This window comes from Rhodococcus sp. GXMU-t2271 (genome assembly GCF_041414735.1).
GTDB lineage: Bacteria > Actinomycetota > Actinomycetes > Mycobacteriales > Mycobacteriaceae > Rhodococcus > Rhodococcus indonesiensis.
On the sequence record NZ_JAUIZP010000011.1, the window covers coordinates 25,109 to 46,109 of the forward strand.

Consider the following 21,001-nt stretch of genomic DNA (forward strand, 5'->3'; position numbering starts at 1 on the left):
CGTCTGCGGCATGGACCCACAGTCTGCCGGCCGCACGGCCCGTGCCCTCGAACTGATCCACTCCGTCGGGTACTTCGCCCCCGAAGTCGACGCCGCCCTCGGCGGCACCGGCCTCGAAGGCGGCCGGATGCGGTACTTCGCGGCGCGTTCCGCTGCGCTCGGCGCCGTCGGCGCCGGCGTCGTGACCGCCACCTTCTACAATTTCAGCCCCCGCCTCGTCGCGTCCGCGATCCCGCGGGCCTGGCAGCTCGCCACTCCCGAGGCCGTCGTCGCCGCCCGGTTGCGTGGCATCGACGAGGCGCTGACCCGGATCCTCGGTCCCGAGGTGCTCGACTCGCCGGAGATGCGGGAGGCGGCGGAACTCGCGGCGGGCGCCGCCCGGGCCGTCCCCGGGCCGGAGGGCCGCCCGCTGTACGCCGGGCATGCCGACCTGCCGTGGCCGGACGCCCCGCACCTGGTCCTGTGGCACGCGCTGACCCTGTTGCGCGAGTACCGGGGCGACGGGCACGTCGCGGCACTGCAGACCGCCGGCCTCACCGGCATCGAAGCCCTCCTCACCCACACCGCCGCGGGGATCGGATTCAGTGAGGACTTCGCCCGCGCGCGCCGCGGTTGGAGCGCGGAGGAGTGGACCGCCGCGGCGACGGCGCTGCGTACCCGCGGACTGCTGGACCGCGCGGGTGAGCTCACCGACGAGGGGTTCGAGGTCCGCGAACTCGTCGAGGACCTGACCGACGACCTCGCGGTGGCGCCGTGGGCGGCGCTGGGCGAGAGCAAGGCCGACCGGTTGACCGAGCTCGCACTGCCGTGGCGGGACACCATCGTGGAGTCCGGCGTGTTCCCCGCGCAGATGTTCGGCCCGCGTTACGGTGACGCAAGGTAACGTCAACGGCGGTCAGTGGCGTCGAACGCACGCCGGCAGGTCTGTGGGATCCACCCCAAAGGCTGCCGGACCCGTCCGATCGGCCGTTACTGTCTACGCAGCGGTCGGCGGGGGCACGCATCGACGGTCACTCGCCGGCCGAACCCTACCGATTCCATGGAGGATTGCATGACCGCCTACCGGACCGTAGTCGTCGGCACCGACGGATCCGAGTCGTCGTACCGGGCCGTGGAGAAGGCAGCAGCTCTCGCCGGTGACGCCGACGCCCGCCTCGTCATCGCGTGCGCCTACTACCCGGTGGATCCGAAGGACAGCGCCCGCGCCGCCGACGTGCTCGGTGAAGACGCCTACCAGGTGACCGGATCGGCGCCCACGTACGACATCCTGCGCACCGCCCGCGAGAAGGCACACGCGGCCGGCGCCCAGAACGTCCTGGAACGGGCCGTCGTCGGGGCCCCCGTCGACTCGCTCCTCGAACTGGTCGAGGAAGTGGACGCGGACCTGCTCGTGGTGGGTAACCGGGGCCTGAACACCCTCACCGGCCGGTTGCTCGGGTCCGTCCCGTCCGACCTCGCCCGCAAGTCGACCTCGGACGTGCTCATCGTGCACACCGTGCGCTGACCCACCGGTCAGCAGTACGTCTCGCGGGCGGCACCCACATAGAACCGGGCGGCATCGTCGCCCTGCAACGACGCCCGCGAGACGGACGCCGCGAAGGCCGCGACCGGCCGGACCGAACCGAGGACCTGGTCTTCCGGCAGCCCGGCGGCCAGCTGTGCACACGTCCCGCGCACCAGCGCCACGAGCGTCTCGTCGGGCACGCCGGCGGCCAGCCCGACCTCGGCCAAGGCCTGTTTGAACCGCAGGGCCGGCCCGTCCAGCTCCGCTGCCTCGACCGGAGTGGCGGCCCTGGGGACCGGCACCGGGACGGAGGGCCCGGAGTCCTCCGAGGCCGAGGGACCCCCACAGCCTGCCGCCGCGGCGAGCACCGCGACCCCGGTCAGGGTCCGTGTCCAGTGCCTCCGGGTCCGATCCCGTCGAGGCCACGCCTTCCTCACCGCCCCGCCTCCCGCTCCGACCGGCCGCACGTCCGCCCGCAACATACCGCCCGCCGGAACCGGGCGGACGGCGACACGGCACATCGAGGACCCGTCACAACCGGGCGGGCGCCGCGAGTGCCGTCAGCGACTCGGGCAGTTCCCCGGTGTGCAGGACTCCGAGCCGCTGGGTGGCGCGGGTGAGCGCCACGTACAGGTCGTTGAGCCCGCGAGGTGACTCCGCCACGATGGCGGCCGGCTCCACCAGCAGCACCGAGTCGAACTCCAGGCCCTTGACGTCCTTCACCGTGGACACCCGCACCGAATCCGACCGCAGGTGATCCCATTGCGCCACCAACTCGTGCGGCGCGATCACCGCGGTCAGACCCGGCCCGCGGTCGTCCGCGAGGGCACTGTGTACGGCCTCGAGCAGATCGTCCTCGACGACGTGCCGGGCCCACGGCGCGAATCCCGACTCGCGCACCGAGCGGGGCGGCACCTGATGCGGATCGATCTCGGCGAGAACCGCGTGGGCGATCTCCATGATCTCCGCGGGCGTGCGGTAGTTGACGGTCAGCTCGGCCTTCTTCCACCGATTGGCCACGTACGGCTCGAGGATCCGCTGCCAGGACGAGCAACCGGCCGGATCCCCGGTCTGGGCGGTGTCCCCGACCAGGGTCATCCAGCGGTTCGGGATGCGCCGCATCAGCATTCGCCAGGCCATCGCGGACAACTCCTGTGCCTCGTCGACGATCACGTGCCCGTACGTCCAGGTGCGGTCCCCGGCGGCGCGCTCGGCGGTGGTCTCGTGGCTCGACCGGCCCTGCCGCTGCGCGAGCTGGTCGGCGTCGATCAAGTCGTACGCCATCAGGATCTCCGGGTCCAGGTCGTCCTCGAGATCCTGCGGCGCCGACCCGGTAAGGATGTCCAGGGCGCCCTGCGCATCGGCGATCTGCCTGCGCCACTGCCGCGCCGCCCGCTCGCGTTCGGCAGCGTCGTCGACCCCGAGCAGTTCGGCGAGTTCGTCGAGCAGGGGGGCGTCCGCGGCGCTGAACGCGCGCGTCGCCGTCGGGCGCAGCAGCAACTCACGCTGGTCCTCGTCGAGTTCCGGTGCTGCCGACGCGAGCCGGTCCCGGGAGGCGAACAGCTCCGCGAGCACCTGTTGCGGGCTCAGCTGCGGCCACAGCGAATCGATCGCCCCCACGATGTCCCGGTCGGAGCGCATCTCCGTACGGATGTCGTCGATGTCCTCGCGGCTCAACAGATTCGCGCCGCCGACCGGATCGGCACCGATGATCGACGCGAGCTGGTCGGCGAGGGCGTCCACCACCGCGGCCACGAAGATCGGACGGGCCAGGTTGTGCGGCCGCCGCGACGACCGGGCCCGGCCGCGGGCCCGGGTGACCGTCTTGCGGTCGAGCGTCAGCCGGTAGGTGTCGAAGACGAGGGGGATCGGCGTCGCCGGAACCTCCTGACGATCCCGGACCGCCTTCTTCAGCACCTCGATCATGTCGAGCGAGCCCTTGACGGTGCCCGCCTCGAGCGAATCCTCCACGGTCGCACGCACCCCGGGGTACAGGTCACCGATCGTCGACAGCAGCACCCCGGTCTCACCGAGGGAGGGCAGCACCTGCCCGATGTAGTCCAGGAACGTCGAGTTCGGACCGACGATGAGCACACCGCTCTTCGCGAGCTGCCGACGGTATGTGTACAGCAGAAACGCCGCCCGGTGCAGGGCGACGGCGGTCTTCCCGGTGCCGGGACCACCCTGAACGACGAGCACGCTCTTGTGCTCGGACCGGATGATCGCATCCTGCTCGGCCTGGATCGTCGCAACGATGTCCTGCATCTGACCGGTGCGCGCGGCGTTCAACGCGGCCAGCAGTGCCGACTCGCCGGCGACACCGCCCGCCGAGACGGTCGCGTCGTGCGCCTGGGCCGCGTCGAGGTCGAGGTACTCGTCGTTGAGGGCGGTGATCGCGCGGCGGCGTGACCGGATGTGCCGGCGCCGCGTCACTCCCTCCGGCGCGGCCGGCGTCGCCAGGTAGAACGGCCGCGCCAAGGGCGCCCGCCAGTCCAGCAGCAGCGGCTCGTAGTCGTTCGCTTCGTCGAGGATGCCGAGGCGGCCTACGTACCGCACCTCCGTCGCGTCGCCGTCCTCGTCGCGGACGTCGATCCGGCCGAAACACAGTCCGTGCTCGGCCGCGTCGTACTTCGCGATGTCCTCGGTGTACAGCTGCGTGAACGACTCCCGCTCACTGCGGGCCTGCGGGGTGCCGCCGGTGTCGAGCAGGACGCGGCTCAGGCGGGTCTGCGCGTAGGCCCGCATGGAGTCGAGGTGGCCGTACAGCATCGACAGGTAGACCTGCTCACGCTCATGGTCGGGGTGGGACAGGCCATCGGCCGGCAAGGGGTCTCCTCGGGGTCGGACGGGGCGACGGGTGCGCCGCCACGAAGTGCCCAAGAAGTCTAGTGCCGGTCCCGCACCCGCGCAGAATCACCGGGTGCGGGACCGAACCGCACGGTCAGCGCTGCAACTGCAGGCGGGCGCGGGTGAGGGCCTCTTCGGCGCGATGACGGGCCTGCTGGGCCCGCAGGAGGGAACGTTCCTCCGCCGTCAGTGCCCGTTCCCGGGCAACCTTGGCCAGCTCCGGGCCGCGCTCCCGAGCAGTGCCCCACAGCAGTGCACTGCGTTCGCGGGCGGCCTCGGCGAGTTCGGGGCCGCGTTCCTTGGCGCCGTCGAGCAGATGGCTTCCCCGTTCGCGGGCGACCTCGGCGAGATCGGGGCCGCGGTCCAGCGCTTCGCCGAGCAGATGGCTTCCCCGTTCGCGGGCGACCTCGGCGAGATCGGGGCCGCGGTCCAGCGCTTCGCCGAGCAGATGGCTTCCCCGTTCGCGGGCGACCTCGGCGAGATCGGGGCCGCGGTCCAGCGCTTCGCCGAGCAGATGGCTTCCCCGTTCGCGGGCGACCTCGGCGAGTTCGGGACCGCGTTCCTTGGCGACGTCGAGCAGATGGCTTCCACGTTCCCGGGCGGTGCCGGCCACCTCCGATGCCTCCTCCGACAGAGTCCGCACCCGTTCGGCCACCTTGTGCAGACCCTCGGTCACCGCCTCGCCCGCGGCGTCGTCCTGACGGGGCAGGACGCCGGCGACGGCTTCCTGGGCGCGTCGTGCGGCCCGCCGTCCGCGCCACCCCAACGACGGCTTGCCCTCGGTGTCCACCGCGGTGATGATCAGTCCGCCGAGCAGGCTCACGTTCTTGAGGAACTGGGTGCGCTGGATGGCGCGGGCCTCCGCATCCTGGACGTTCCAGAAGTCGTGGCCCGCCACCGTCGTCGGTACGAGCGTGGTGGCCAGCGCGAGCGCCGCCAGCCGCGGGGCCTTGCCCACCGCGAGCAGCGCACCCGCCCCGATCTGCACGGCGGCGTTGATCCGCACGAGCGTCTCGGGATCGTTCGTGATCTTCTCGCTCACCGTGTCCGGGAGCTTCGCCGTCACCGTGTCGGGCAGCATGCCCACCGCCCGGTCGAGTCCCGGCTGCGCTGCGGCCGCCTTGGTGGACGAGTCTCTCAGCGCGTCGATGCCTCCGGCGACGAAGACCGACGCAAGCATGGGGCGGGCGATTCTGCGGACAATCATGTGCTTCCTCCCGTGATCGGTGGCGGTTCCACCTTCGCACGCATACCCCGCCGCCCGGTGGGATATGCGTGTCCGGCCGGGATCGCGGCCGCCGGCCGGGGGTGCGCCACGGGTGGCACGATGTCCGTGTGCGCGGTGTGTACCGTGTGCACCGTGCACGGTGGGGGCGAGGACGCGGGGACCGGTGACTTCGGGGCGCGCGAGGTGCGGGTGGAGCGGACCCCGACCGTGCTCCGGGTCGCGACCACGATTCCGGTTCCGGCCGCGGCGCTGTTCGAGGTGATTCGGGACCCGTTGCGGCACAGTGGGATCGACGGGTCGGGGACGTTGTCCGTCCCCGCGGGACAGCTCCCGATCACCGCCCTCGGGCAACGCTTCGTCGCGCAGGTGCGCTTTCCCGGCGGTGCGGCGTATCCGGTGGTCAACCATGTGGTGGCGTTCGAACTCGACAGGCTGCTCGCCTGGCTGCCGGCCAACCCGGACACCCCGCCGCTCGGCATCCGGTGGGAATGGACCTTTGCCGAGGCGGCCGGGGGTACCGCGGTGAGTCAGGCCTGCGACTGGTCCGCGGTGACCGACACTGCGTACCTGAGCCGGATGCGGCTCCCGCGGGTCTCGGTCGAGCAGATGTCCGCGAGCTTCGTCCGCCTCGGGCGCGCGGCCCGTTCCTGACTGGCTCCGCACCCCAGGTGCCCGCGCGCCCCGGCCCGGCGGCCGCCCCGCGTGGCGCATGTCACGCGCGCACTCGGATCACTGATTGCTAAACTGCGCAACTAGACGCACCGCTCGCTTCGCGGTGGCTCGGACGACGGGAACGGTGATGGTCGCGCAGGCACGTCAGCCCCTCTATCGGATGAAGGCGGACTTCTTCAAGACGCTCGGGCATCCGGCACGCATCCGGGTCCTCGAGTTGCTGAGCGAGCGTGAACACGCGGTCTCCGAGATGTTGCCCGAGGTGGGGATCGAACCCGCGAACCTGTCCCAGCAGCTGGCGATCCTCCGGCGGGCGGGGCTGGTCACCGCGCGCCGGGAAGGGCTGTCGGTGACCTACGCCCTGACGTCACCGCGGGTCGCGGAACTGCTGGCCGTCGCCCGCGCCATCCTCACCGGTGTGGTCGCCGGACAGGCGGAACTGCTCGAGGACGATGTCGCCGAATCGGCGGGGGCCCGAGCCCGCGGCTGAGCCGACCGCCCGCCGGGGGCGCCGCCCGCGCATTGATTGCGGACTTTATCAATTTCTTAGTTGTTGTTTGTGGTGGAGGCACGATGTCGATGTCGACAGACCAGCGTGATGCAGCGACCGATCCGGGCGCGGAGGCAGCGGAGGCCGGCACCGTCGTGGTGCGTGCCGCCCGGTCCGTCGCCGCGCTGATGCCCCGCTGGAGCGAGTGGAAGCCTGCCCTGCGCTCGCCCCGCGCCGATCTGACCGCCGGGCTCGTCGTCGCCCTCGTCGCACTGCCGCTGGCGCTGGGATTCGGCATCAGCTCCGGCCTCGGCGCCGCGGCGGGCCTCGCCACCGCAGTCGTCGCCGGAGCGGTCGCCGCCGTGTTCGGCGGCTCCCGCTTCCAGGTGTCGGGCCCGACCGGCGCGATGACCGTCGTCCTGGTGCCGATCTTCCACGAGCACGGCGCCTCCGGCGTCCTCGCGGTGGGACTCGTCGCCGGCGTCGTGCTGCTGCTCCTCGCCTTCGCCGGCATCGGCCGCGCGGTGCGGTTCATGCCCGCCCCGGTCATCGAGGGCTTCACCGCGGGCATCGCCGTGGTCATCGCCCTGCAGCAGGTTCCCGCTGCGCTCGGCATCGCCCACGCCGAAGGGGAGAAGGTGTGGCAGAGCGCATTCGACGCAGTCCGGCAATTCGCCGACCGGCCGAGCCTCCTGCCCGCGGCCGTTGCGGTGCTCGTCGCCGTGGCCATCCTGATCGGCGGCCGGTACCTGCCGAAACTGCCGTTCTCGCTCGTCGCGGTGGTGGTGGCCACCGTGGTCGCTCGACTGTTCCATCTGGATGTGACGCGGATCGGGTCCATCCCGTCCGGCTTCGGCGCCCCCAGCCTCGGATTCCTCGACCCGGGGGAGCTGACCTCGCTGCTCGCGCCGGCGCTCGCGGTGGCCGCGCTCGCGGCACTCGAATCGCTGCTGTCCGCGACCGCCGCCGATTCGATGAGTGTCGGCACCCGGCACGACCCCGACCGGGAGCTGCTCGGGCAGGGCCTGGCCAACATCGCGGCCCCCCTGTTCGGCGGTGTCCCGGCGACGGGCGCGATCGCCCGCACGGCCGTCAACGTCCGCTCGGGTGCGCGGTCCAGGCTGTCCGCCCTCACCCACGCCGTCGTTCTGGCCGGAATCGTCTATCTCGCCTCGCCGCTCGTCGCGCAGATCCCGCTCTCCGCGCTCGCCGGCGTTCTGCTCGCCACCACGGTGCGGATGGTCGAAACCGCCTCGATCGTCGCGATCACGCGCGCCAGCCGCGCGGATGCCGTCGTCATGACGGTGACGTTCCTGGTCACCGTCGCCCTCGACCTCGTGACGGCGGTCGCGGTCGGTGTCGGATTCGCGGCCGTCCTCGCGCTGCGGGCGGTCGCGAAGTCCGCTCGGATCGAACAGGTTCCCCTCGACGAGGAGGGCGATCACGCTGCCGAGGAGCAGGAGTTGCTGCGCGAGCACATCGTCGCGTACCGGATCGACGGCGCCCTGTTCTTCGCCGCGGCCCACCGGTTCCTTCTCGAGCTCGCCGACGTCACGGACGTCCAGGTCGTGATCCTGCGCATGTCCCGGGTGACGGCCATCGACGCCACCGGTGCGATCGTCCTCAAGGACGCCATCACCAAACTCGAGCACCGCCACATCACGGTGCTGATCTCCGGGGCCAGGCCGGAGCACCTGCGGCCGCTGTCCGCCCTGGGTGTGTTCACGACCAAGGACAGCGAGGAGCGGCACGTCTTCGCGACCACACCCCGGGCGATCGCGTACGCCCGCATGCTCGTGCTGCCGGAACACCGGCACGCCCCGGCCGTCGCCGGTGCCGAAGGGACGAGGCCGGAAGCCTTCGAAGCCCCGCCGCGCGGGTAGAATCGGCGTCGTGACCGGCCCTCGTCGCCACCTGGTTCTCCTCACCCGGTAACACCAGGTCAGTACGGGGACCGGTCGCCCGCCGACGGTGGCGCCAGGCGCGCGACCGGCCCGGGCCGGGTGCGCCGCGGCTCGCCTCCCGGGGCCGACCGGGTCCGGCCAGTAGCATCTTCCCCCGTGACCGACCCGACCACGAGTGCCAGCCGCCCCGCCGCCCTGCGCGTCCTCGTCTACAGCGACGACGCCGACACGCGCGAGCAGGTCACCCGGGCGCTGGGCCGGCGACCCGATCCCGAGCTCCCCGAACTCGACTTCGTCGAGGTGGCGACCGCGCCGATGGTGATCCGGCACATGGACGCCGGCGGTATCGACCTCGCGATCCTGGACGGCGAGGCGACCCCCGCCGGCGGGATGGGGATCGCCAAGCAGCTCAAGGACGAGCTCGAACAGTGCCCGCCCGTCGTCGTGCTGACCGGTCGCGCGGACGACGCATGGCTCGCCGACTGGTCCCGGGCCGAGGCCGCGGTGCCGCGGCCACTCGACCCGTTCCGCCTCGCCGAGACGGTCGTCGCGCTGCTGCGCGGCCGCAGCATCACCTGACGGCGTCGCGGCCCGCCCTCCTCCCGAGCGGCGGCACGAGTGCCGGTCCGCGAGCGGTCGGGCGAAACGGAGAAATCGCACCGCGTGGTATCCGCCTCGGGGAGACACCCCGCCGGTAGGCTGAGCCGTACATCACAATGATGCGGTTGAAGTGACTCACAGCACAGACACCGCCTCGTGATCGTTCGGCCCGAGCGGCCGAGAGGTCGGCAAGGGCAACGGAGTCGGCGCGGGTGGCCGGCTCGCACGGAGAGGAGCCAGGCGCCGTGAACGTCTACATCCCCATCCTCGTGCTCGGCGGGATCGCGGTCGCGTTCGCCGTGTTCTCCGTCGTCGTGTCCTCGGTGATCGGCCCGAGCCGCTACAACCGGGCCAAACTCGAAGCCTACGAATGCGGGATCGACCCGACCCCGCAGCCCCCCGGCGGCGGCAGGTTCCCGGTGAAGTACTACCTGACGGCCATGCTGTTCATCATCTTCGACATCGAGATCGTGTTCCTGTATCCGTGGGCCGTCCACCTCGACGCCCTGGGAGTCTTCGGGCTGGCCGCGATGGCGCTGTTCGTGTTCAACGTCGCGGTGGCGTACGTCTACGAGTGGCGGCGGGGCGGTCTCGGCTGGGAATGACCGGGACAGGGAATGAGATTGTGCCGTAATGAATTCGAACACCGACCGAAAGTGATAAGAGTCGGACATGGGTCTCGAGGAGAAGTTGCCGAGCGGCTTTCTGCTGAGCACGGTGGAGAGCTTCGCCGGTTTTGCGCGCAAGGGTTCGCTGTGGCCCGCGACCTTCGGGCTCGCGTGCTGCGCGATCGAGATGATGACCACCGTGTCGCCGCGCTTCGACATCGCCCGGTTCGGAATGGAGGCGTTCCGGGCGTCCCCGCGGCAAGCCGATCTCATGATCGTCGCCGGCCGGGTCAGCCAGAAGATGGCCCCGGTGCTGCGGCAGGTCTACGACCAGATGGTCGAACCGAAATGGGTGCTGGCCATGGGGGTGTGCGCCTCCTCGGGCGGGATGTTCAACAACTACGCCATCGTGCAGGGCGTCGACCACGTCGTCCCGGTCGACATCTACCTCCCCGGATGCCCGCCCCGGCCGGAGATGCTGCTGCACGCCGTCCTGATGCTGCACGAGAAGATTCAGCAGATGCCGCTCGGCGTGGACCGGGAGAAGGCTGTACAGGCCGCCGAGGAAGCGGCCCTGGCCGCCGGCCGGCCCGTGCTGCCCATCCCCGGGGGGTCGGCCCGATGACCTCGCCCTCGGACAACGAACGATCCTCGCTGCCGGTGGACCGGGCCGCCACCACCGGTCCCGAGGGAACACTGCCCGCGCAGCCCGCCGGTGACGCCGAGGTGATCGGCGTCCGCCAGGGCATGTTCGGCGTGCGCGGCAGCGGCGACACCTCCGGCTACGGGCGGCTCGTACGCCCGGTGACCCTGCCCGGCGGCACCCCACGCCCGTACGGCGGCTACTTCGACGACGTCGCCGACGCCCTGCGCGCCGCCGTCGCCGAATCCGGGACCGAATTCGAGGACGCGATCGAGAAGGTCGTCGTCCACCGCGGTGAGCTGACCTTCCACGTCCGGCGCGAGCACCTCCCCGAGGTGGCCCGCCGCCTGCGCGACGACCCGGACCTGCGCTTCGAACTGTGCCTCGGCGTCGACGGGGTGCACTACCCGCAGGACACCGGCCGCGAACTGCACGCGGTGTACCCGCTCATGTCGATCACCCACAACCGCCGCATCCGGCTCGAGGTGTCGGCCCCGGATGCCGATCCCCACATCCCGTCGCTGTACGGGGTGTATCCGACCAACGACTGGCACGAGCGCGAGACCTACGACTTCTTCGGGATCGTGTTCGACGGGCACCCCTCCCTGACCCGAATCGAGATGCCCGACGACTGGTCGGGGCATCCGCAGCGCAAGGACTATCCGCTCGGCGGCATCCCCGTCGAATACCACGGAGCGGAGATCCCACCGCCCGACGAGCGGAGGGCGTACACCTGATGACCGAGATCACCGAAGGACCGGTCCACACCGTCGTCGGCGAGGACTGGGACAGCGTCGTCGAGGCCGCCCGCGCCGCGGCCGCGGACCGCGGCGACGAACGCATCGTCGTCAACATGGGACCGCAGCACCCGTCGACCCACGGGGTGTTGCGGCTCGTGCTCGAGATCGAAGGCGAGACCGTCACCGAGGCGCGCTGCGGAATCGGCTACCTGCACACCGGCATCGAGAAGAACCTCGAATACCGCACCTGGACCCAGGGCGTCACGTTCGTCACCAGGATGGACTACCTGTCGCCGTTCTTCAACGAGACCGCCTACTGTCTCGGCGTCGAGCAGCTGCTCGACATCACCGAGGCGATCCCCGAGCGAGCCACCGTCGTGCGCGTGCTGCTCATGGAACTCAACCGGATCTCCTCGCACCTGGTCGCCCTCGCCACCGGCGGCATGGAACTCGGTGCGATGACCGCCATGTTCCTCGGCTTCCGCGAGCGCGAACTGATCCTCGACGTGTTCGAGACGATCACCGGTCTGCGCATGAATCACGCCTACATCCGTCCCGGCGGACTCGCCCAGGACCTGCCGGACGGGGCGGTCGAGAAGATCCGCGACCTGCTCGGGCTGTTGCCACGGCGACTGCGGGACATGGAGAACCTGCTCAACGAGAACCACATCTGGAAAGCCCGCACCCAGGGGATCGGCTACCTCGACCTGACCGGGTGCATGGCCCTCGGCATCACCGGACCCGTGCTGCGCTCGACCGGCCTGCCGCACGACCTGCGCAAGGCACAACCGTACTGCGGCTACGACACCTACGAGTTCGAGGTGTGCACCGACACCGGCTGCGACGCCTACGGCCGCTACCTGATCCGGATCGACGAGATGAAGGAGTCGATCAAGATCGTCGAACAGTGCCTCGACCGGCTGCGTCCGGGCCCGGTGATGGTGGAGGACAAGAAGATCGCCTGGCCGGCCGACCTGTCGCTCGCCGCGGACGGTCTCGGCAACTCCCCGGAGCACATCCGCAAGATCATGGGCAACTCGATGGAGGGCCTGATCCACCACTTCAAGCTCGTCACCGAGGGCTTCCGCGTCCCACCCGGCCAGGTGTACACCGCCGTCGAATCCCCCCGCGGGGAACTGGGCGTGCACATGGTCAGCGACGGCGGCACCCGGCCCTACCGGGTGCACTTCCGGGATCCGTCCTTCACGAACCTGCAAGCGGTGTCCGCGATGTGCGAGGGCGGCATGGTCGCCGACGTCATCGCCGCGGTCGCCAGCATCGATCCCGTGATGGGGGGAGTGGACCGTTGACGCAGCAGCCGCAAGTAGCGATCGACCCGGACCCGGCCTCGGGGCCGGTGCTCATCCCGTTCGGCGTCCGCCCCGACGAACCGTCCCGCCTGGCGCGGCCCGGCGCCCGCGAGCACTACCCCCCGGACGTCCGCGCCCGCCTCGAGGCCGACGCCGACGAGATCGTCGGTCGCTACCCCCAGCCGCGCTCGGCCCTGCTGCCGCTGCTGCACCTGGTGCAGTCCGAGGACGGCTACCTCACCCCCGCGGGCGTCGAGTTCTGCGCCGACCGGCTCGAACTGACCGGTGCCGAGGTCGGCGCGGTCGCCACGTTCTACTCCATGTACCGGCGTGAGCCCACCGGCGACTACCTCGTCGGTGTCTGCACCAACACCTTGTGCGCGATCATGGGCGGCGACGAAATACTCGAAGCCCTGCAACAGCACCTCGGGCAGCGCCCCGCGGCCGGCACCGACTCGGACCCGGGCTCGGACACCCCACCGGACGCGCGCGACGAGAGTGCCGGCTCCGTCACCCTCGAGCGCCTCGAGTGCAACGCGGCCTGCGACTTCGCGCCCGTCGTGATGGTCAACTGGGAGTTCTTCGACCACCAGACCCCGGACTCGGCGCGTGCGCTCGTCGACGACCTGCGCGCCGGCCGGCCCGTCACCCCCACCCGGGGCGCGCCGCTGTGCACCTTCCGGCAGACCGCCCGCATCCTCGCCGGGTTCCCGGACGAGCGGCCCGGCGCCGTCGCGGCGGGCGGCAGCGCAGGAGCAGCATCGCTCGCCGGCCTGCGCATCGCCCGGGAACGGGGCATGCGGGCCCCGGAGCCGGACCACCCCTCCGGCCCCGACCCGGCCGCCGGGCCCCGACCCGAGGGAGGCTGACGTGGCGTTGACCCCTGTCCTGAGCCGGTACTGGGACGAACCCGAATCCTGGACCCTCGACACCTACCTCCGCCACGACGGATACGAAGGCCTGCGCAAGGCGCTGCGCATGCACCCCGACGAGGTGATCGGCACCGTCAAGGAGGCGGGTCTGCGCGGCCGCGGCGGCGCCGGCTTCGCCACCGGCGTCAAGTGGAGTTTCATCCCTCAGGGCGACGACAACCCGCACTACCTGGTCGTCAACGCCGACGAATCCGAGCCGGGCACCTGCAAGGACATGCCCCTGCTGCTGGCCACCCCGCACACCCTCGTGGAGGGCGCAGTCATCGCCGCGTACGCCATCCGCGCCGCGCACGCCTTCGTCTACGTCCGCGGCGAGGTGGTGCCGGTGCTGCGCCGACTGCAGGCCGCCGTTGCCGAGGCCTACGCCGCCGGCTTCCTCGGCCGCGACATCCTCGGCAGCGGCTACGATCTCGACCTCGTCGTCCACGCCGGGGCCGGGGCCTACATCTGCGGGGAGGAGACCGCGCTCCTGGACTCCCTCGAGGGCCGGCGCGGCCAGCCCCGGCTACGGCCGCCGTTCCCCGCTGTCGCAGGGCTGTACGCACGCCCGACCGTCGTCAACAACGTCGAGTCGATCGCGAGCGTGCCGTCGATCCTCCACAACGGGATCGAATGGTTCCGCTCCATGGGCACCGAGAAGTCCCCGGGCTTCACGCTGTACTCCCTGTCCGGTCACGTGACGACCCCCGGCCAGTACGAGGCGCCCCTGGGCGTCACCCTGCGGGAGTTGCTCGACTACGCGGGCGGTGTCCGGGCCGGGCACCGGCTCAAGTTCTGGACTCCCGGCGGGTCGTCGACGCCGCTGTTCACCGACGAGCACCTCGACGTCCCCCTCGACTACGAGGGGGTCGCCGCCGCCGGATCCATGCTGGGCACCAAGGCGCTGCAGATCTTCGACGACACCACCTGCGTGGTGCGCGCGGTGCTGCGCTGGAGCGAGTTCTACGCGCACGAGTCCTGCGGCAAGTGCACCCCCTGCCGCGAAGGCACCTACTGGCTCGTGCAGATCCTGCGACGGCTCGAGCGCGGCGAGGGAACCGGAACGGACCTGGACACCCTGCTCGACCTCTCCGACAACATCCTCGGCAGGTCGTTCTGCGCACTCGGCGACGGGGCGACCAGCCCCGTCACGTCCTCGATCCGATACTTCCGCGACGAGTACCTGGCGCACTTCGAGCAAGGCGGCTGCCCGTTCGACCCGCACCTGTCCACCGTCATGGCCGGGGCCGGCGCGAACCGACCCGACGACGGAGGTGCCCGATGAGCGTCCACACCAACCACGACACCACAGGCTTGCCGCCCGCACCGGACCTGGTCACCGTCGTCGTCGACGGCGTCGAGATCGGCGTCCCGAAAGGCACCCTCGTCATCCGCGCCGCGGAACTGCTCGGCGTCCAGATTCCCCGCTTCTGCGACCACCCGCTGCTCGAACCCGTCGGCGCCTGCCGCCAGTGCCTCGTCGACGTGGAAGGCCAACGCAAACCCGTCGCCTCCTGCACGACCCCGGTCACGGACGGAATGGTCGTGCACACGCAGCTGACCTCGCCGGTGGCGGACAAGGCGCAGAAGGGTGTGATGGAGCTGCTGCTGATCAACCATCCGCTGGACTGCCCGGTCTGCGACAAGGGCGGCGAATGCCCCCTGCAGAACCAGGCCATGTCGAACGGCCGTGCCGAGTCCCGGTTCACCGAGACCAAACGCACGTTCCCCAAACCGATCTCGCTCTCCGCGCAGATCCTCCTGGACCGCGAACGATGCGTGCTCTGCGCCCGGTGCACGCGGTTCTCCCAGCAGATCGCCGGCGACCCCTTCATCGAACTGATGGAACGGGGTGCCCTGCAGCAGGTCGGCATCTACGAGAAGGAACCGTTCGAGTCGTACTTCTCCGGCAACACCGTGCAGATCTGCCCGGTCGGCGCACTCACCGGAGCGGCCTACCGGTTCCGCGCCCGGCCCTTCGACCTGGTGTCGAGCCCGAGCGTGTGCGAACACTGCGCCAGCGGCTGCGCCCAACGCACCGACCACCGGCGCGGCACGGTGCTGCGCCGGCTGGCCGGCGACGACCCGCAGGTCAACGAGGAATGGAACTGCGACAAGGGCCGCTGGGCCTTCACCTACGCCACCCAGCCCGACCGCCTCACCACCCCGCTGGTGCGGGGCGACGACGGCACGCTCGCCCCCGCCTCCTGGCGTGACGCCCTGCGCGTCGCCGCCCGTGGCCTGACCGCCGCGCGCGGCCGTACCGGGGTGCTCGTCGGCGGCCGCGTCACCGTCGAGGATGCGTACGCCTACAGCAAGTTCACCCGGCTCGTCCTCGACACCAACGACATCGACTTCCGGTCGCGTCCGCATTCCGCGGAGGAAGCACAGTTCCTCGCCGCCCGGGTCGCCGGGCGCTGGCCCGGCGCCGGAGCCGTGACCTACGACGACCTCGACCACGCCCCCGCGGTCCTGCTTGTCGGATTCGAACCCGAGGACGAGTCGCCGATCGTGTTCCTGCGACTGCGCAGAGCGGTCCGCAAGCAAGGACTGGTGGTGTCCGCGATCGCACCGTTCGCGAGCCGCGGCCTGACGAAGCTGCGCGGACGGCTCCTGCGGGCCGTTCCCGGCACCGAGCCGGACCTGCTCGACATGCTCCGCCTCGGCGCCCGGCCCGGCGACCGCGAGGTCGCGGAGACTGCCGAACTCCTGACCCGGCCCGGGGCGGTCATCCTGGTGGGGGAGCGGGCGGCGGCAATCCCGGGCGCATTGACGGCCGCCGGCCGGCTCGCCGACGACACCGGCGCGCGGCTGGCGTGGATCCCGCGCCGGGCCGGGGAACGCGGCGCGCTCGAGGCCGGGGCCCTGCCGGGACTTCTGCCCGGTGCCCGCCCCGTCACCGACTCCGACGCCCGACGACAGGTCGCCGCCGTGTGGGGCGTGCCGGACCTGCCACCGTCCGTCGGCCGGGACACCGGACAGATCCTCGCCGACGCGGCCTCGGGCACCCTCGGGGCCCTGGTGATCGGCGGGGTCGACGTCGACGATCTGCCGGATCCGCACGCCGCCGTCGCCGCGGTCGCCGCCGCCGGCTTCGTCGTCAGCCTCGAACTGCGGCGCAGCGCGATCACCGACCGAGCCGACGTCGTCTTCCCCGTCGCGCCTGCAGTGGAGAAACCCGGCACGTTCCTCGATTGGGAGGGCCGGGAGCGCCCCTTCGCCGCCGCATTGCGCAATACCGGCGCCCTGCCCGACCAGCGGGTCCTCGGCGCGATCGCCGACGAGATGGGAGTCCGCCTCGGGCTCGCCGACGCCGCGGCCGCCGTCGACGAGCTCGTCGCGCTGGGGCCCTGGGACGGCGAAGCCGCCGGTCCACCGGACGTCGCGTCGCAGGGCACGCCGGCACCCGGAATCGGTGAGGCGGTACTCGCGGGATGGCGGATGCTCCTCGACCGCGGACGGATGCAGGACGGCGAACCGCATCTCGCCGGGACCGCCCAGCAGCCGGTCGCCCGCCTGTCCGCCGCCACCGCCGCCGAGATCTCGGCAGGCGACGGCGACCCGGTGACCGTCGCGACGGACCGCGGCTCGATCACGTTGCCCCTGGCGGTCACCGACATGCCGGACCGGGTCGTGTGGCTGCCCCTCAACTCGCCGGGGTCCGCGGTGCACCGGCAGCTGGCCGCGTCCGCGGGCGACATCGTCCGGATCGGCCGGGCGGAGCACTCGTCGCAGGGGGTGGCCGATGAGTGAGGTCGCGCTGTTCGGCGCTGCGGCGGTACCGGGACCGGGCGTCCTGTCGGCGCAGTCCGGATACCCCGATCCGGCCACGTTCGGTCAGGATCCGTGGTGGCTGGTCGTCGGCAAGGCGGTGGCCGTCTTCGCCTTCCTGGTGTTGACGGTGCTGGTCGCCATCCTGGTGGAACGAAAGATCCTGGCGCGCATGCAGATGCGCGTCGGACCGAACCGGGTGGGACCCCGGGGGCTGCTGCAGAGCCTCGCCGACGGCGTCAAACTCGCGCTGAAGGAAGGCATCGTTCCCGCGGGGGTGGACAAACCCATCTACGTCCTCGCGCCGATCATCGCGACGGTGCCCGCGCTGATGGCGTTCGCCGTCATCCCGCTCGGGCCCGTGGTCTCGGTGTTCGGCCACGACACCCCACTGCAGTTGACCGACCTGCCGGTGGCCGTGCTGTACATCCTCGCGGCGACATCCATCGGCGTCTACGGCATCGTGCTCGCCGGGTGGGCATCCGGGTCCACGTACCCGCTGCTGGGCGGTCTGCGCTCGACGGCCCAGGTGATCTCGTACGAGATCGCCATGGCGCTCTCGTTCGCCGCCGTCTTCCTGCTGTCGGGCACGCTGTCCACCTCCGGCATCGTCGCCGCCCAGGACGGCACCTGGTACGTCTTCCTGCTCCTGCCCTCGTTCCTCATCTACGTCACGTCCATGGTCGGCGAGACGAACCGGGCACCGTTCGACCTGCCCGAGGCCGAGGGCGAACTCGTCGGCGGCTTCCACACCGAGTACTCGTCGCTGAAGTTCGCGATGTTCATGCTCGCCGAATACGTCAACATGGTGACGGTCTCGGCGCTGGCCACCACCCTGTTCCTCGGCGGCTGGCGCGCACCGTGGCCGCTGAACATGTGGGAGGGCGCGAACTCCGGCTGGGTGCCGCTGCTGTGGTTCGTCCTCAAGGTGTGGGGATTCCTGTTCCTGTTCATATGGCTGCGCGGCACGTTGCCGCGGCTGCGCTACGACCAGTTCATGAACCTGGGCTGGAAGGTGCTGATCCCCGTCGCGCTCGGCTGGATCATGGTCGTCGCCGTGATCCGCGTCCTGCGCCTGGAGGGCCTGGACCGGTGGCAGATCGTCCTCGCCGCGGCCGGGGTGGTCGTCGCCCTGGCAGTGCCCTCGCTGCTGTGGAACCGCATGAACGCCGGTCGCCCCCGTCCCACCGGCACCCCTGGCGGCGCGGCGGTCGCTGCGGCACCCGAGCAGCCGTTCGACCCGATGGCCGGCGGCTTCCCCGTCCCGCCGATGCCCGGCCAGACGTTGCCGCCGCGTCGTCGGCGCACCCCCGTCGCCGCAGCCGCCGAGGGCGGTCGCCGAGTCGATCCGACCACCGAGGAGAATCGCGATGCCTGACTTCCTCGATCCCGTAGCGGGATTCGGAGTTACCTTCCGGGCGATGTTCGACAAGGCCCAGACCGAGCGCTACCCCGAGCAGAAGGAACCGACCGCGCCGCGCTACCACGGCCGCCACCAGCTCAACCGCCACCCCGACGGGCTCGAGAAATGCATCGGGTGCGAGCTGTGTGCCTGGGCGTGCCCGGCCGACGCGATCTACGTCGAGGGCGCGGACAACACCGACGCCGGGCGATACTCGCCAGGCGAGCGCTACGGACGCGTCTACCAGATCAACTACCTGCGCTGCATCGGCTGCGGTCTGTGCATCGAGGCCTGCCCGACGCGGGCGTTGACCATGACCAACGAATACGAGATGGCCGACGACAACCGGACCGACCTGATCTACGACAAGACCAGGCTGCTCGCCCCGCTCGGGCCCGGCATGGTGGCTCCACCCCACGACATGTACCCGGGCACGACGGACGAGGACTACTACCGCGGCGCGGTGACCGAGGCCGCGCCCGGCACCACCACGGCCGCTACCGGGCCGGGGGACGAAACCGTCGCGCCCGACCGGGAACCAACGCAGCCGCGAGGCGGTCGCGATGTGGCGTGACCGGCTGTGGCCTGACCGGCGGCGAGGAGAGTGGTCTCGATGGACCCGATGACGCCGGCCCTGCTGGCGGCCGAGGCCGTCACCCGCACATCCACCGGCGAGGCCGTGCTGTTCTGGATACTCGGAACGTTCGCGGTGCTCGGCGCACTCGGCGTCGTCGCCGCGTCCAAGGCCGTGTACTCGGCGATGTTCCTCGCAGTCACCATGATCATCCTCGCGGTGTTCTACATCGCCCAGGATGCGTTGTTCCTCGGGGTCGTGCAGATCGTGGTCTACACGGGGGCTGTGATGATGCTGTTCCTGTTCGTGGTCATGCTCGTCGGCGTCGACTCCTCCGACTCGCTCGTCGAGACGCTGCGCGGCCAGCGGGTCGCCGCGATCGCGGCCGGACTCGGATTCGGCCTGCTGCTCGTCGGCGGTCTCGGCAACGCCGCCGTCTCCGAGTTCGCCGGCCTCGACGCCGCGAACGCCGCAGGCAACATCACCGGCCTGGCCGAGCTGATCTTCGTGCGGTACGTCTGGGCGTTCGAACTCACCGGTGCCCTGCTGATCACCGCCACGATCGGCGCCATGGTCCTGGCCCATCGGGAACGGTTCGGGCTGCGCAAGACCCAGCGGGAACTGTCGCAGGAACGCTTCCGCGCCGGTGGCCGCGCCACCCCGCTGCCGAGTCCCGGCGTCTACGCCCGTCACAACGCGGTCGACGTGCCGGCCCGGCTGCCCGACGGATCGTACTCGGACCTGTCGGTCAGCGAGGTGCTCCGGCAGCGGGCCGTGACCGTCGACGACGACACCCGACCGCGTGAGAGCGACACACCGCGCGGTGGCTCGTCCGGTGAGGAGGGATCGCGGTGAACCCCGAGAACTACCTGTACCTGTCCGCCCTGTTGTTCACCATCGGCGCGGCCGGAGTCCTGCTGCGCCGCAACGCGATCGTCGTGTTCATGTGCATCGAGCTGATGCTCAACGCCGCGAACCTGGCGTTCGTCACCTTCGCGCGCATGCACGGCAACCTCGACGGCCAGGTCATCGCGTTCTTCACCATGGTCGTCGCCGCCGCCGAGGTCGTCGTCGGCCTCGCGATCATCATGACCATCTTCCGTTCCCGGCGTTCGGTTTCCGTCGACGACGCCAACCTCCTGAAGTACTGACGCCCCCGGACGACACCCGTCCGCCCACGCACGAGGAGGAGACTGTGCCCGAGACGACCGTGCCCGAGACGACAGCCGGCGCCCCGACGGGCGGACCGGCATGAACGGGATCGCGTCGACGGTCTGGCTGCTACCCGCGCTGCCGCTGTTCGGCGCGGTCGTACTGCTGCTGACCGGCCGGCGCAGCGACACGTGGGGACACCTGCTCGGCTGCGCGACGGCACTGGCCTCGTTCGCGCTCGGTCTCGCCCTCTTCGTCGACATGCTCGGCCGTGACACCGCCGACCGAGCCGTGAACCAGGACCTCTTCCAGTGGGTGCCGGTTGCGAACCTCCAGATCGACTTCGGTCTCCAGCTCGACCAGCTGTCGATGTGCTTCGTGCTGCTGATCACCGGCGTCGGCTCGCTCATCCACATCTACTCCGTCGGGTACATGGCGCACGGCCCGGACCCCTCCGGTCGCTCCGCGGGTTCCGCTGCGGGTGCGTCGGGTCGCTCCGCGGGTTCCGCTGCGGGTGCGTCGGGTCGCTCCGCGGGTTCCGCTGCGGGTGCGTCGGGTCGCTCCGCAGGCTCCGCTGCGGGTACGGCGGGTCACTCCGCAGGCTCCGCTCCCGGCCGCAGGTTGTTCTTCGCCTACCTCAACCTC

At 71.1% G+C, this 21,001-nt stretch carries 20 protein-coding genes and 1 pseudogene; 18 read left to right on the top strand and 3 right to left on the bottom strand.

What is annotated here, in order from left to right; genetic code table 11:
- The first annotated feature begins 10 nt into the window (after positions 1–10).
- Both QYS60_RS05240 and QYS60_RS05245 read left to right on the top strand, forming a co-directional pair.
- Entirely contained in the window at positions 11–883 is an 873-nt protein-coding gene (locus QYS60_RS05240) for a hypothetical protein (protein ID WP_371382589.1), read from the top strand.
- Between the two features lie 168 nt (positions 884–1,051).
- Positions 1,052–1,504: a universal stress protein gene (locus QYS60_RS05245; RefSeq protein ID WP_003937919.1), complete on the top strand. Its 453-nt coding sequence runs from the start codon at positions 1,052–1,054 to the stop codon at positions 1,502–1,504.
- An 8-nt stretch (positions 1,505–1,512) separates the two neighbouring features.
- On the opposite strand, the gene QYS60_RS05250 is transcribed toward QYS60_RS05245, so the two are convergent.
- The 3 genes from QYS60_RS05250 to QYS60_RS05260 all read right to left on the bottom strand — a co-directional run bounded on the left by QYS60_RS05250 (position 1,513) and on the right by QYS60_RS05260 (position 5,558).
- Positions 1,513–1,806: a DUF732 domain-containing protein gene (locus QYS60_RS05250; protein ID WP_054375124.1), complete on the bottom strand. Its 294-nt coding sequence runs from the start codon at positions 1,804–1,806 to the stop codon at positions 1,513–1,515.
- Positions 1,807–2,035: 229 nt separating this feature from the next.
- Positions 2,036–4,273, bottom strand: coding sequence for an ATP-binding domain-containing protein (locus tag QYS60_RS05255; RefSeq protein ID WP_152975465.1), 2,238 nt, complete (start codon positions 4,271–4,273; stop codon positions 2,036–2,038).
- A gap of 172 nt (positions 4,274–4,445) precedes the next feature.
- Positions 4,446–5,558, bottom strand: a complete 1,113-nt coding sequence (locus QYS60_RS05260) for a DoxX family membrane protein (RefSeq protein ID WP_371382590.1) — start codon at positions 5,556–5,558, stop codon at positions 4,446–4,448.
- 153 nt (positions 5,559–5,711) lie between these two features.
- On the opposite strand from QYS60_RS05260, the gene QYS60_RS05265 reads away from it, so the two are divergent.
- From QYS60_RS05265 to QYS60_RS05340, 16 genes and pseudogenes are all read left to right on the top strand, one after another.
- Positions 5,712–6,230: a hypothetical protein gene (locus QYS60_RS05265; RefSeq protein ID WP_371382591.1), complete on the top strand. Its 519-nt coding sequence runs from the start codon at positions 5,712–5,714 to the stop codon at positions 6,228–6,230.
- Positions 6,231–6,378: 148 nt separating this feature from the next.
- Positions 6,379–6,741, top strand: a complete 363-nt coding sequence (locus tag QYS60_RS05270; protein ID WP_003937924.1) for a helix-turn-helix transcriptional regulator — start codon at positions 6,379–6,381, stop codon at positions 6,739–6,741.
- 83 nt (positions 6,742–6,824) lie between these two features.
- Complete coding sequence (locus QYS60_RS05275) at positions 6,825–8,624, top strand: SulP family inorganic anion transporter (RefSeq protein ID WP_371382592.1); 1,800 nt, start codon at positions 6,825–6,827, stop codon at positions 8,622–8,624.
- A 177-nt stretch (positions 8,625–8,801) separates the two neighbouring features.
- Positions 8,802–9,224 (top strand): response regulator transcription factor, encoded by a 423-nt coding sequence (locus QYS60_RS05280; RefSeq protein WP_003937926.1) that lies wholly within the window; start codon positions 8,802–8,804, stop codon positions 9,222–9,224.
- A 266-nt stretch (positions 9,225–9,490) separates the two neighbouring features.
- Positions 9,491–9,850 (top strand): NADH-quinone oxidoreductase subunit A, encoded by a 360-nt coding sequence (locus QYS60_RS05285; RefSeq protein WP_003937927.1) that lies wholly within the window; start codon positions 9,491–9,493, stop codon positions 9,848–9,850.
- Positions 9,851–9,917: 67 nt separating this feature from the next.
- A complete protein-coding gene (locus tag QYS60_RS05290; RefSeq protein ID WP_054374544.1) occupies positions 9,918–10,478 on the top strand; it encodes an NADH-quinone oxidoreductase subunit B family protein in 561 nt (186 codons plus the stop codon).
- A complete protein-coding gene (locus tag QYS60_RS05295) occupies positions 10,475–11,233 on the top strand; it encodes an NADH-quinone oxidoreductase subunit C (RefSeq protein WP_371382593.1) in 759 nt (252 codons plus the stop codon). Before QYS60_RS05290 ends, QYS60_RS05295 begins: the two co-directional genes overlap by 4 nt.
- The gene (nuoD, locus tag QYS60_RS05300; protein WP_371382594.1) at positions 11,233–12,546 is read left to right on the top strand and encodes an NADH dehydrogenase (quinone) subunit D; all 1,314 of its coding nucleotides are present in this window, start codon (positions 11,233–11,235) and stop codon (positions 12,544–12,546) included. The genes QYS60_RS05295 and nuoD overlap by 1 nt, the downstream gene beginning before the upstream one ends.
- The gene (gene nuoE / locus QYS60_RS05305) at positions 12,543–13,415 is read left to right on the top strand and encodes an NADH-quinone oxidoreductase subunit NuoE (RefSeq protein WP_371382595.1); all 873 of its coding nucleotides are present in this window, start codon (positions 12,543–12,545) and stop codon (positions 13,413–13,415) included. Before nuoD ends, nuoE begins: the two co-directional genes overlap by 4 nt.
- 1 nt (position 13,416) lies before the next feature.
- Positions 13,417–14,742 (top strand): NADH-quinone oxidoreductase subunit NuoF, encoded by a 1,326-nt coding sequence (gene nuoF / locus QYS60_RS05310; RefSeq protein ID WP_003937932.1) that lies wholly within the window; start codon positions 13,417–13,419, stop codon positions 14,740–14,742.
- Complete coding sequence (locus QYS60_RS05315) at positions 14,739–17,210, top strand: NADH-quinone oxidoreductase subunit G (protein ID WP_371382596.1); 2,472 nt, start codon at positions 14,739–14,741, stop codon at positions 17,208–17,210. The genes nuoF and QYS60_RS05315 overlap by 4 nt, the downstream gene beginning before the upstream one ends.
- Positions 17,203–18,606: an NADH-quinone oxidoreductase subunit NuoH gene (gene nuoH / locus QYS60_RS05320; protein WP_371382597.1), complete on the top strand. Its 1,404-nt coding sequence runs from the start codon at positions 17,203–17,205 to the stop codon at positions 18,604–18,606. Before QYS60_RS05315 ends, nuoH begins: the two co-directional genes overlap by 8 nt.
- Complete coding sequence (gene nuoI / locus QYS60_RS05325; protein WP_003937935.1) at positions 18,599–19,204, top strand: NADH-quinone oxidoreductase subunit NuoI; 606 nt, start codon at positions 18,599–18,601, stop codon at positions 19,202–19,204. Before nuoH ends, nuoI begins: the two co-directional genes overlap by 8 nt.
- A gap of 48 nt (positions 19,205–19,252) precedes the next feature.
- The gene (locus QYS60_RS05330; protein ID WP_289378911.1) at positions 19,253–20,059 is read left to right on the top strand and encodes an NADH-quinone oxidoreductase subunit J; all 807 of its coding nucleotides are present in this window, start codon (positions 19,253–19,255) and stop codon (positions 20,057–20,059) included.
- Positions 20,056–20,355: an NADH-quinone oxidoreductase subunit NuoK gene (nuoK, locus tag QYS60_RS05335; protein WP_003937937.1), complete on the top strand. Its 300-nt coding sequence runs from the start codon at positions 20,056–20,058 to the stop codon at positions 20,353–20,355. The genes QYS60_RS05330 and nuoK overlap by 4 nt, the downstream gene beginning before the upstream one ends.
- Positions 20,356–20,455: 100 nt before the next feature.
- Positions 20,456–21,001 (top strand): annotated as a pseudogene (locus QYS60_RS05340) (NADH-quinone oxidoreductase subunit L); the annotation flags it as partial.